This is a genomic window from Clostridium sp. AM34-11AC, assembly GCF_003435375.1.
GTDB classification, from domain to species: domain Bacteria; phylum Bacillota; class Clostridia; order Lachnospirales; family Lachnospiraceae; genus Pilosibacter; species Pilosibacter fragilis.
In genome coordinates this window covers 61,584-74,101 of sequence record NZ_QWGL01000010.1, presented here as the reverse complement: position 1 = coordinate 74,101, position 12,518 = coordinate 61,584, and the positions used below count along the sequence as shown (strand labels likewise).

8 protein-coding genes are annotated in these 12,518 nt (G+C 46.6%); 6 read left to right on the top strand and 2 right to left on the bottom strand.

Features of this window, described 5'->3' with window-relative positions; all coding sequences use genetic code 11:
- The first annotated feature begins 124 nt into the window (after positions 1–124).
- On the top strand, positions 125–1,279 hold the full coding sequence (locus tag DW826_RS08270; RefSeq protein ID WP_181968024.1) for a hypothetical protein: 1,155 nt from the start codon (positions 125–127) through the stop codon (positions 1,277–1,279).
- Positions 1,276–1,662, top strand: a complete 387-nt coding sequence (locus tag DW826_RS08265) for a hypothetical protein (RefSeq protein WP_117470550.1) — start codon at positions 1,276–1,278, stop codon at positions 1,660–1,662. Before DW826_RS08270 ends, DW826_RS08265 begins: the two co-directional genes overlap by 4 nt.
- Before the next feature lie 150 nt (positions 1,663–1,812).
- On the opposite strand, the gene DW826_RS08260 is transcribed toward DW826_RS08265, so the two are convergent.
- Positions 1,813–3,393, bottom strand: coding sequence for a hypothetical protein (locus DW826_RS08260; RefSeq protein WP_181968023.1), 1,581 nt, complete (start codon positions 3,391–3,393; stop codon positions 1,813–1,815).
- A gap of 556 nt (positions 3,394–3,949) precedes the next feature.
- On the opposite strand from DW826_RS08260, the gene DW826_RS08255 reads away from it, so the two are divergent.
- The 4 genes from DW826_RS08255 to DW826_RS08240 all read left to right on the top strand — a co-directional run bounded on the left by DW826_RS08255 (position 3,950) and on the right by DW826_RS08240 (position 10,244).
- Positions 3,950–5,803, top strand: coding sequence for a sugar phosphate nucleotidyltransferase (locus tag DW826_RS08255; RefSeq protein ID WP_117472260.1), 1,854 nt, complete (start codon positions 3,950–3,952; stop codon positions 5,801–5,803).
- Positions 5,804–6,136: 333 nt separating this feature from the next.
- The gene (locus tag DW826_RS08250; protein ID WP_117470547.1) at positions 6,137–8,371 is read left to right on the top strand and encodes a GH25 family lysozyme; all 2,235 of its coding nucleotides are present in this window, start codon (positions 6,137–6,139) and stop codon (positions 8,369–8,371) included.
- A 413-nt stretch (positions 8,372–8,784) separates the two neighbouring features.
- The gene (locus DW826_RS08245; protein WP_117470546.1) at positions 8,785–9,219 is read left to right on the top strand and encodes a hypothetical protein; all 435 of its coding nucleotides are present in this window, start codon (positions 8,785–8,787) and stop codon (positions 9,217–9,219) included.
- Entirely contained in the window at positions 9,216–10,244 is a 1,029-nt protein-coding gene (locus DW826_RS08240; protein WP_117470545.1) for a type II TA system antitoxin MqsA family protein, read from the top strand. Before DW826_RS08245 ends, DW826_RS08240 begins: the two co-directional genes overlap by 4 nt.
- 78 nt (positions 10,245–10,322) lie before the next feature.
- On the opposite strand, the gene DW826_RS08235 is transcribed toward DW826_RS08240, so the two are convergent.
- Positions 10,323–12,440, bottom strand: a complete 2,118-nt coding sequence (locus DW826_RS08235; RefSeq protein WP_117470544.1) for a glutamine synthetase III — start codon at positions 12,438–12,440, stop codon at positions 10,323–10,325.
- Between the last annotated feature and the right edge of the window lie 78 nt (positions 12,441–12,518).

Sequence of the window (12,518 nt, the reverse complement as noted above, 5' to 3'; positions counted from 1 at the left end):
AGCCCCTCTCCCACCCCGTTTCCCAACTTGCGATAATTTTACTTATCGGAAGTATAATGGCTTCGTAATGCAATTAGGAATTTCAAAAAGCGTTTCAAAAAAACAAAAGGAGAGTGCATTAATTATGAGAAAGCAGACTAAAATTGCTGCAGTAGTATCCGCAGCAGCTCTGTTAGCATTAGGCGCTTCCATGACATCTTTCGCAGCTGCTAAAGGCACCTGGATGATGGTTGATGGCGAGTGGTATTGCTACGACAAGAACGGTGACGCATACACAAACACATTCTGCTCCAGCAATGGTAAGGAATATTATGTTGGCGACGACGGAGAACTCGTTCGTTCCGCATGGGTTGAGGACGGCTCCGATAAGTACTTCGTAAACAGCAGCGGTGCTAAGATCACAAACGACTGGAGATTAACAACTCCGATCGATGATGAGACAGCTGATGAAGAGTGGTACTACTTCCAGTCCAACGGTAAGATGGCTACAAGCAAGAAGATCACTTACAAAGGAAAAACATATTACTTCGACAGCGAAGGTAAGATGCTCACAGGTTGGGTAACAACTGACGGCACAGACAACGTTGACGAAGCTGATACTTACAAGAAAGACAACACATTCTACTGCGACGAGACTGGCGCTCGTGTAGAAGGTGCATGGGTTAAAGATACTGAGCCGGGTACATCTGATGATGAGGCTGATGCAGATGAGTACTGGTATTACTTAAAGAAATCTACAGGTAAACCGGCTACTGGTAAGCAGGCTAACTTAAATGGTCAGATTTATCTGTTTGATAATCAGGGTCGTATGCTTTATGGTTGGGTTGTGCAGACAACAGATGCAAGCGGAAACAATGCTTACAAGCAGATTAACTTAGATGATGATAATCATACTAAACAGGCTGTATCTGAGTTCGCTGGCGATGCTTACTACTGCGGCGATGAGGATGACGGACACGCTAAGAAGAACAAATGGGCTAAGACATGGATTCCGAAGGATGAGGACGAGGAAGAAGGCGATCAGAAGTGGTTCTGGTTCGATAAAAACGGTAAGCTTTACAGAACAAACATGGACGTTTTAGCTACTGCTTCTAACGCTTACGAGTATGAGTTCAAAGATGGCGTAGTTCAGTCCAAGAACAAAGGTCTTGTAAATGTTACTAAGAAGAAAGTAAACTCCAAAGATTACTGGTTTGATCAGGAAGGACGTATGCTTTCCAATTTCTACCTTGTAGATGACGAGATGTACTATTTCGGTGGTTCTATGACGGTTCCATGAAGACTGGTTCTCAGGCTATCAAGGACGATGCTGGTGATACTTACAAGTTCTACTTTGCGACAAAGGGAACAAACAAAGGTGCAGGTATTACAGGTAACCAGAATACCAAACTTTACTACTATGGTATGTTAATCCAGGCTGACGATTACAAATATCAGCTTGCAACTATCGACAACCATACATTTATCGTTAATACAAACGGTTCTATTCAGCACTCCAAGAACACTCAGTACAAAGAGGATGGAGATGCTCTGATCACAACTACAAATGATACAACATTTGCTCCGGATGGTCAGTTTAAGTATGAGATCGGCGGTACCTACACAGTTAATCCGAACCTTACAGGAATTAATATCAACGAGTTCGTTAACGTTACAGACTAATATTAACGTTTCTTGTAAAAATTAGAAATTCTAATTGCAGACAGAATGGGCGGGAAGTGATTCCCGCCCATTTACTGTATAACGCAAACGGGCGAGGATTAAATCCTCGCCCGCGTTTTGCAATTAGAATTTCTTTTTTACTGAGATAAATTAGTGCATAACCTCAGTCTCATCGATCATATCAACTTTGTTGATTGCGGATGCTGTTGCTGCATCAATGCTGTACTTGTAAAGGCCTTCAGTCGTGCTGAATGCTGTCTTAGCAAGATCCCTAGCATCGATCAGAACATCGCTGTCTTCTTTGTACTCTACGCAGCTGTGCTGGATAGAACCGTTCTTGTTAACGATGAAGTAGTGAACATCGTCTACAGTAGCGATCTGATACTTGTAGTCATCAGCTGTAAGTAAGAGACCCTTGTAGTAAAGCTTGTTGCTCTTGTTACCTGTGATACCAACACCCTTATTCTCAGATGTGCTGTTCTTTGTTCCAAAGTAGAACTTGTATGTGTCGCCATTGTCGTCTCTTACGGACTGGGAACCAGTCTTCATGGAGCCGTCATCGTCACCACCGAAGTAGTACATACCAGTTACAAGACCATCAGCTGTGTTCGGAGTAACAACCTCGATGAACTGAGAAAGCATCTCACCATCGTTGTTGAAGAAGTAGTCTTTGGAGTTTACTTTCTTCTTTGTAATCTCGAAGGATTCGTAGCTTCCGCTAACTTTCTTCTGAGCAAGAGCTGCATCCTCTAATTTGTACTTATAACCTGTTGCGTTAGAACCAGAAGCTGCCTCGGTCGGGATATATACTTTACCGTTCTTATCGATCCAGTACCAGAACTCATCATTGTCCTCGTCCTCGTCATCGAAATCTTCCGGTCTCCAAGTCTTATACCATTTGTTCTTCTTAGCGTGTCCGTCATCTTCGTCGCCGCAGAAGTAAACATCTGTGTAGTCACTTAATTTAGCTGTGGAATCTTCTCCACCGATCTCAAGATATTCCTTAGCATTGCTAGATGTGCTTGCTGTTAAAGCAACCCAACCAGTCTGCATACGACCTTCGTTATCGAAGAGGTATGTCTGACCTTTGATGTTTGTTCCCTTGCCGATCTGAGCTTTACCAGAAGACTTGAAGTAGTACCAGTACTCGTCTGCGTCTGCATCATCATCTTCTACGCCCGGCTCTACGGAGTAAACCCAGTTTTTCTCTAAACGAGCACCAGTCTCGTCACAGTAGAAAGTCTTGCCATCAACGAAATCATTAGCCTCATCAACAGCGTTGCTGTCGTAAGTTACCCAACCTGTGAGCATCTTTCCGTCGCTGTCGAAGTAGTAAGATTTGCTCTTATATGTGATCTTCTCGTTCTCTGCTCTCTTACCGTTGGATTTGAAGTAGTACCACTCCTCATCGGCGGAATCATCATCGTACGGAGCTGTTAATCTCCAATCGTTTGTGATCTTAGCACCGCTGCTGTTTACGAAGTAGTAGTTTCCATCGTACTCAACCCATGCAGAACGAACAAGCTGTCCATCCTCACCAACGTAGTATTCTTTACCATTGCTGGAGCAGAATGTGTTCTCGTATGCGTCACCGTTCTTGTCGTAGCAATACCACTCGCCATCAACCATCATCCAGGTTCCCTTGGAAGCTGCGAAAGATGTCATGGAAGCGCCTAATGCTAACAGAGCTGCTGCGGATACTACTGCAGCAATTTTAGTCTGCTTTCTCATAATTAATGCACTCTCCTTTTGTTTTTTTGAAACGCTTTTTGAAATTCCTAATTGCATTACGAAGCCATTATACTTCCGATAAGTAAAATTATCAATAGTTTTTTACAAAAAATGAAGATTTTTTAATAAAGGGAACTATCTTACTTCGCTTCCAGAAATACTCTGTACCTCGAATACACTGGTATTATAGTATATTTTCTTAAGAATTTCCATATCTTTTTTGTTTTTATTTTCTTACGAAATCCTTACGCGAATGCTATTTTGGGTTGATATTGTATATATATAAGTACAATATGCCCATTTTTACACTTTGTGGCAGCTTTGTGGCAAGGATGTGTCATTACAGAACGTTCATTTTTATGTTATTTTCAAGATATTTTGAACGTGATAATTCCATGTTCAAAATATCATCTTGTATTATCAGAAGTACGTGTTATAATGTTCATATATATCTATTTATTTTTTCGTTTTGAACACGTTCATTTTTATTAGTTTCTTCCTTATTATTAAACAGTAATAATAAGCGATGCAAACAGCTTTGATTCGGAGGACGACTATGGATCGTTTGGGATTACTCTGCAGGAATATTTATGAGAACAACAAGATGACACAGCGGGAGCTGGCGGCGGCGATGGATATTTCTCTTGGGACCTGCAACCATCTCGTGAAGGAAGGTCTGGACCAGGAGCTTTTTTCTTTTGATCCGGTGGACGGATCTTATTCCTTATTAAAAGGCGGTGTGGATCTTTTAAGAAATTACCGGATGGACAGCGCCGTGATCCTCGCGGCGGGATTCGGGTCCAGATTTGTACCGCTGACCTTCGAGACGCCGAAGGGACTTCTTGAGGTCTACGGCGAGCGTATGATCGAGCGGCAGATCAAGCAGCTGCATGAAGCGGGCGTCACGGATATCACCATCGTTGTGGGATATCTGAAGGAGAAGTTCGAGTATCTGATCGACAAGTTCGGTGTGAAGCTTCTCTACAACCCGGAATATCACAATAAGAATACGCTGACAACGCTCTACCATGCCCGGGAGTGTTTTATCGGAAGGAACACTTATCTTCTCTCTTCCGACAACTGGATGCGCAACAATATGTACCACACCTACGAGTGCGGCGCATGGTACTCTTCTGTATATATGAAGGGAGAGACTTCCGAGTGGTGTCTTGAGACAAGCAAAAAGGGGCTGCTCACCGGCGTAAAGGTCGGCGGCGAGGACTCCTGGGTCATGTACGGACCGGTATTCTTCTCGAAGGAGTTTTCGGAAAAGTTCTTCCCGGTCCTCGAGGAGTATTATCATACTCCCGGAACGGAGCAGATGTACTGGGAGCAGGTTCTGGCGGACCTCTTAAACGGCGAGGTCGACAGTCATCTTCCCGGAAAGCACCATTTCCCGGTTCCGGAGATGTATATCAACAGGCAGCCGGACAACCAGGTATACGAGTTCGAGAATCTTGAGGAGCTCCGCCTCTTCGATGAGCGCTACCAGAACCATTCCGACAATATCGCCATGGAGCTGATCTCCGAGGTGCTGCAGGTTCCGGAGTCTGAGATCACGGGCATTAAATGCCTGAAGACCGGCATGACGAACAAGTCTTTCCTGTTTAAGGTTCACGGCAAGTCCTATATCTGCCGGATTCCTGGTCCGGGAACCGAGCTTCTGATCAACCGGAAGCAGGAAAAGGCGGTCTATGACGCAGTAAAGGATTACGGCATCACCGAACATGTTGTATACATGAACGGGGAGACCGGCTACAAGATTTCCGAGTATTATGAGGGGGCGCGCAACAGCGATCCGCGCGACTGGGATGATGTGGCACGGTGCATGGCACTTGTGGAGAAGCTCCATGATTCGAAGCTCCATGTGGACTATTCTTTTGATATCCGGGAGCGGATCACCTTCTATGAGGCACTGTGCCGTGGATACGAGAAGAAGCTTTTTGAGGATTATCCGGAAGTAAAGTCCCATATGATGACACTGCTTGACCGCCTCGACCACCTGAACCGGCCGAAGGTCCTGTCCCATATCGACAGCGTGTGCGACAACTTCCTGTTCCTGCCGGACGGGGATCTCCGCCTGATCGACTGGGAGTACTCCGGCATGTGTGATCCGCTGATCGATGTGAGCATGTGCGCGATCTATTCCTATTATAATGATTTTGAGGTCGAGAAACTGATCAAGCTCTACCTGCACCGGGAGCCGACCTCCGAGGAGCGGTTCGTTTACTACGCTTATATTGCCCTCGGCGGATTCTTGTGGTGTTTGTGGGCGGTGTATAAGAGCAGTGTCGGCGAGGAGTTTGGCGATTATACGATCGTGATGTACCGGTATGCGAAGCGGTTTTATAAGAAGATTATTACCTCGCCGGAATTTCTTGGAATCGGAGACGGCGGGACACTGAGATAACCGTACTGGCGGTCTGCGGCTTTCCTGGTGCGGCATTCGGAAGAACGCAGGTCAGGGAACTGGTCCGGAAAAGCCGAATAATCGCCACATTTTCAATTGAATTTTTGCAAGACGTATGTGTATTTTTATGCTATACTGAAAATACGCAGATAACGTCCATAGAGTCCCGGGATGAAGCTGTGACAGAAATACAGTTATCCCGGGATCTTTTTTATAGCTGGTCGACGGTTTCGGAAGTACAGCGCTGCCTGGTACCGGCAGCTACATCCGGCATCAGGTCTGTCAGCCTGCAAGATAAGAATTTTTATGTACAACATTTAAAGGGGGATTTCCATGAGACAAAAGAAACGGGCGGCGGCGCTTCTTTTAAGTGCCGTCATGGCTTTTTCCGCGGTGAGTCCGGCGGTTCCGGTATGGGCGGCTTCCTGGCAGAAGAACGCGTCCGGCTCCTATATTGGAAGTGATGGTTCCGTGCTTACCGGTATCCTGTCCCGGGGCATCGATGTTTCCCAGTGGCAGCAGAATATCAACTGGTCCGCGGTCGCCGATGATGATATCCAGTTCGCGATGATCGGAACGCGGTACAACAATGCGGTGGATCCGTATTTTGATACGAATGTGCGTGGGGCAGCGGCGGCGGGACTCCGCGTCGGTGTTTACCTTTATTCCTACGCGACGACTACAGCGATGGCGGAATCCGACGCTGATTTTGTCCTAAACCTTATCAAGGACTATCCAATCTCCTACCCGGTAGTTCTCGATGTGGAGGCGCAGGAAATGAACAGCCTGACTCCTGCACAGGTCTCTGATATTATCAACGCATTCTGTAAGAAGGTGGAGACGGCTGGATATTATCCGATGGTCTACACGAATGATTACTGGATCAGCAATAAGATCGACATGACGAAGGTCCACTATGACGTGTGGGTTGCCCGTTATGACTCGAAGCCGACTTACCAGGGTGCGGCAATGTGGCAGGCGTCGAACCAGGGAACGGTAAATGGTATCAACGGAAATGTGGATATCAACTTTACCTTTAAGGATCTGAGCAGCAAGCTTCCGGCGAACCGGTGGCGGCTGATCGGGGATAAATGGTATTATTATAAGAATTATGTAAAGCAGACGGGCTGGATCAATGACGGGCAGAGCTGGTATTATCTGAACGCGGACGGAACCCAGTTTAAGGGCTGGCTGCTTCTCGACAACCAGTATTACTACCTTCTCCCTACTACCGGACAGATGAAGACCGGATGGCTGAAGGCGGAGGACGCGTGGTATTACTTAAACTCCGACGGTACGATGGCGAAGGACTGGATTCAGGTTGATGGAACGTATTATTACCTGTTAAACGGTGCGATGGTGACCGGATGGCTGCGGATCGGAAACGATTATTACTATATGCGCGGCAACGGCTCTATGGTGACCGGATGGCGGAAGATGGACGGGAAGTATTACTACTTTAACAGCGACGGTAAGCTTGTCCGCGGATGGGCGGATATTGATGGAAAGCGGTATTTCCTCCAGCAGGATGGAACGATGCTGACGGGTTGGCAGACGATCGACGGCCTGCTGTACTACTTTGACGCAAGCGGCGCGATGGCGGCTGGCTGGACGAAGCTTGACGGTTACTGGTATTACTTCAATAATGAAGGAAAGCTGATGACCGGATGGATGCAGCTTGACGGAAAGTTCTACTATCTCCACACCGACGGGCGGATGGTCATCGGATGGCAGAGTGACGGAACGAACAAGTATTATATGGACACCGTGTCCGGTGTGATGGCGGTGGGCTGGAAGCATATCGATAAGAGCTGGTATTATTTCAATCAGGCCGGACATATGATCACGGGATGGCTGAATGACGGCGGAAGGTATTATTATCTGAATCCGGCGGATGGCAAGATGATCGCGAACGGGTCATTTGTTGTGAATAATGTGAATTATACATTTAACCAGAACGGTGTGTGTCTGAGTGAGACGTCCGCGATCGACGGCGGCTCGGCGGGAAGTGTTTATACGCCGGGAACGGCCGGGACTGTGGCGAACGGAAATTATATAGGTACTCCGGCGGCGAGGAATGCGCAGAATGGGATTACTACGGGTAATAGCGGAAGCGGAAATGCTGCGGCTGGATCCGCGCCGGGTGGTTCGACGACCACTGCGACCGGAGCCACGACTGCCGGATCTTCCCAGACGAATACGGGTATGTCGGCTGGTAATTACCAGACAGGCGGTCCGGGAACTTCAAACAGTACATCTACTTCCACTTCCAACAGTGGAACAAGCACCTCCGGCAGTTATCAGACCAGCGGACCTGGATACTCCAACAGCAGCTCAGGTTCCGGAAGCTCCAGTTCTGGCTCTGCATCAACTACAGTGCCGGGAGGCAATGCAGCAGGCAGCAATAACCCTTATTATACAAACACCGGCAGCATGACCGGGCCGGGAAGCTCCAATACAAACTATAACTATAGTTCCGGTTCTTCCGGTACGGCTGCGCCTGGAAGTCCAGGTTCTTCTTTCTCATCGTCGAATCTGACTGAATATCAGACGGGTGGACCGAAGTAATTCAAATCACAGCTTATTAGTTTAGGACTTAAAGGATCATATACTGGCATTCGAGTCAATATATGATCCTTTTTGTTTCTATGTACCCGGCAGCTGCTTTGGGCAGGTTCCATAGATATCTTTTCCCATCTCCGATTTATTGCATATATGGTACTATCAAATTTCCAGTTAATCTTTCATTGACTTTTAAAATTATGAACATTATAATGTAGGTATCAATTGATACCTGTGTGGATTGGAGGACAACTGACTTGGCTGAAACTACTGCAGCAAGAATAGAAAGTGAATTAGATGTAAAATCGTAACTGTTCAGTAGGTCTGCGCACTTGCTGCGCTGACCGTAAGAAAACATAGGCTGGAGGGCAAAAATCCCATCAGCGAAGCTGATCTGGAATGGATTTTTGCGTGTAACTATGAAGGTACTGAATAGTTACGTAAAATCTTACATTCAGAACTTAAGATTTGCCCTCACCCATGGGGCAAAAATCAATTTTCAGGAAAAATGTCTTGTAGATGAGAATCGTCCTGAAAAATATACCAACCAATATACGGTCCGTACCCTATTTCCGGATGAGAATCCTGTTGACGCATTAAAAAGAGAACTTTTATCACTATCTTCCGAGAATTATATGCGGACAGTAAAAGATCTGCGTTTTCCAAAAAGAAGTGAAATGCGTGAATTTGGCAAAGTATATAATAGCCATGATGATGTATATATTAAAATACGAGTTGAACTTCTGGGAATATACGGTGAAACCACAACCTTTATAATGTCATTCCATTTTGCCGAACGGGCATTTACACCTGATATGTTCCCCTACAATAAAAAACAGGAGGTGTTTTCATGATCATGAAGATCATTAATTCCGAAGAACATTTATGTACATGCTGTATGGAAAAGCATGAAGTGAAAACCGTTCTTGTTCGTGAACAGGCAACTTTCAAAAATATAAAAATCACTTATGATGCTGTTTATTTTTATTGTGATACGGCCGAAGAATTCTATATGGATGAAAAGCTGCTTCAGGAGAATGATATCCGCCTGAAAGATGCATATCGCGAAGCAGAAAACCTTTTAACCTCTTCTGAAATCATCGCTATTCGGTCAAAATATGGGATCAGCCAGATTGATTTATGCACGCTTCTTGGATGGGGTGCTAAGACAATTACCCGTTATGAAAGCCACCAGGTACAGGATCGGGCGCATGATACAATTTTAAAAAAACTGGATCAAGACCCCGAATGGTTTTTATCCCTTTTAGCAAATGCAAAACAACATTTAGCGGCAGATGCATATCAAAGATATTTTTCAGCCGCAACCGCTTTATATGAAAAAGATCAGGATCTCTATTTACGAAAGGCAATTGAGGCAAACTACGCTATGTTCCAGAAGAACCAGCTTTTGCAGGGAAATACCGTGCTTTCTTTAGATAAAGTTGTAGATGTTATTCGCTATTTTGCTGCTTCTGATAAAATCACAAATCTTTATAAGGTAAAACTCATGAAATTGATGTGGTATGCCGACGCATTGTCATATAAGCTTCGGAATACCGCAATCACCGGACTAGTCTATCGGGCGTTGCCCATGGGTGCTGTCCCTGTAGCTCATAATTCTATTATAGATTTAAAAGATGTTCCTTGCGAGGAAGTTGATATGGGAGAAACCACTGCATATCACTTTTCTTTAGATGGAAATCACACTTTTCCCTCGCTTACAAATGAAGATAAACAAATTCTGGATATGGTAATCCAAAAGCTTGGGTATATGAGTAAAAATGAAATTATTGACTTTATGCACAAAGAGCAGTCCTATACCCAAACTGCACCACGGGACGTAATTTCCTTCAAATATGCCCAAAGTTTACAGATTTAAAACACGCCGCCCCGCAGGATCTTCTCCCGCAGGGCGGCGCTTTTATTGTCATACTATGTATTCTTATTTAGAGGTCTCTTACACCTCAAAGATCATATCCCCATAGCTCGGAATCGGCCAGTATTCCTTGTCTACGATCATTTCAAGCTGGTCTGCCGGGTCACGCAGAGCCTGCATCGCCGGGATGATCTCGTCGTAGCAGAAGTGGGCGCGCCTTTCCATGCTGTCGATGTGCTGATACTCTTCTACCAGGTCTTCGAGCTTCGCGCGGGCAACCTTCATGTCGGAGAGAAGATCTGAAACTTCGATGAGAAGCTCTGTCTGGACACTGTTGTCAGCTTCCGGGCATGCAGCCTTCACAGCGCTTAAGGACTGAGCGAGAACGGTTGTGTAGCGGACAACAGCCGGGATCAGCTGCTTTCCTGCGATATTGATCATCGCCTTCGCCTCGATATTTACGGATTTCGCGTAGGACTCATACTCGATCTCCGCTCTTGCCACCAGCTCTTCCTTCGTGTATACACCAAAGTCACCGAACAGCTTGAACGCTTTCTCGGTAACGAGGGACGGGATCGCGTCTACCATGCACTTTAAGTTCGGAAGTCCACGGCGCTCTGCCTCTTCTACCCACGCCTCGCTGTAGCCGTTGCCGTTGAAGATGATACGGCGGTGATCAGCAAGAAGTTTCTTGATCATATCATGGACAGCGAGATCAAAATCGTCTGCCTTTTCAAGCTCATCAGCCGCCTCTTTGAACGCCTCAGCAACGATGGTATTTAATACAACGTTTGCAGATGAAACAGAATCGGAGGAACCGACCATACGGAACTCGAACTTATTTCCGGTGAACGCGAACGGTGAGGTACGGTTTCTGTCGGTTGCGTCCTTATCGAAGTCCGGAAGTGTGGTAACACCTGTCTTTAATGTACCACCGGTCTTGGAGTGGGTCGCGGAGCCTGTAGAGATCAGCTGGTCGATCACATCCTCAAGCTGCTCACCTACGAAGATGGAGATGATCGCAGGCGGTGCCTCCTGAGCGCCAAGGCGGAAGTCATTTCCCGGAACAGCCGCGGACTGGCGGAGCAGATCCGCATGGCGGTCAACCGCTTTCATAATGCAGGCAAGGACCAGAAGGAACTGGATATTCTCATGCGGTGTAACACCCGGATCAAGCATATTGATACCGGTGTCGGAAGCCAGGGACCAGTTGTTATGTTTACCGGAACCATTGACGCCCTGGAACGGTTTTTCATGGAGCAGGCACGCCATTCCGTGACGGCTTGCAACCTTTTTCATTGTCTCCATAACGATCTGGTTGTGGTCAACGGCAAGGTTTGCCTTTGTGTAGATCGTTGCCAGCTCGTGCTGTGCCGGAGCGACCTCGTTGTGCTGGGTCTTTGCGGTAACGCCCAGCTTCCAGAGTTCTTCATTTAATTCTTTCATATAGGAACCGATCCGCTCGCGGATAACACCGTAATAGTGGTCATCCATCTCCTGTCCCTTCGGCGGCATCGCGCCGAATAAGGTACGTCCGGTGTAGATCAGGTCTTTTCTCTTTAAATATTTGTCGCGATCGATCAGGAAGTACTCCTGCTCCGGTCCTACGGACGGGGTAACACGCTTTACTTCTGTGTGTCCGAAAAGGTGGAAGATTCTTGTCGCCTCTTTGTCGATGGCCTGCATGGAGCGGAGAAGCGGGGTCTTTTTATCGAGGGCTTCGCCTCTGTAGGAACAGAAGGCGGTTGGGATACAGAGTGTTACGCCGGTTGCATCTTTCTTTAAGAATGCCGCGGAAGTGCAGTCCCAAGCGGTATATCCGCGGGCCTCGAAGGTCGCGCGCAGGCCGCCGGACGGGAAAGAAGAACCGTCGGTCTCACCCTTGATCAGCTCTTTTCCGGAGAGATCCATTAAAACTTTTCCCTGAGAATCAAAATTTCCGATAAAGGAATCATGTTTCTCAGCGGTCACACCGGTAAGGGGCTGGAACCAGTGGGTATAGTGGGTCGCGCCGTTGTCGACTGCCCAGTCTTTCATCGCATGGGCAACCACGTCCGCGATCGTCGGATCCAGCTCGCTGCCATCCTCGATGGTCTGCTTTAATTTCTTGTAGACGCTTTTCGGAAGGCGTTCCTTCATCACGGAGTCATTAAAGACATTCTCTCCGAAGATTGCCTCCACATTGATAGTTTCGCTCATAGTTTTCCTCCTCAATTCTGTATAAGCTGCCCGTTATGGCATGGGGTGAAATCGTACTTTAAAAAGTATGAGAATTAC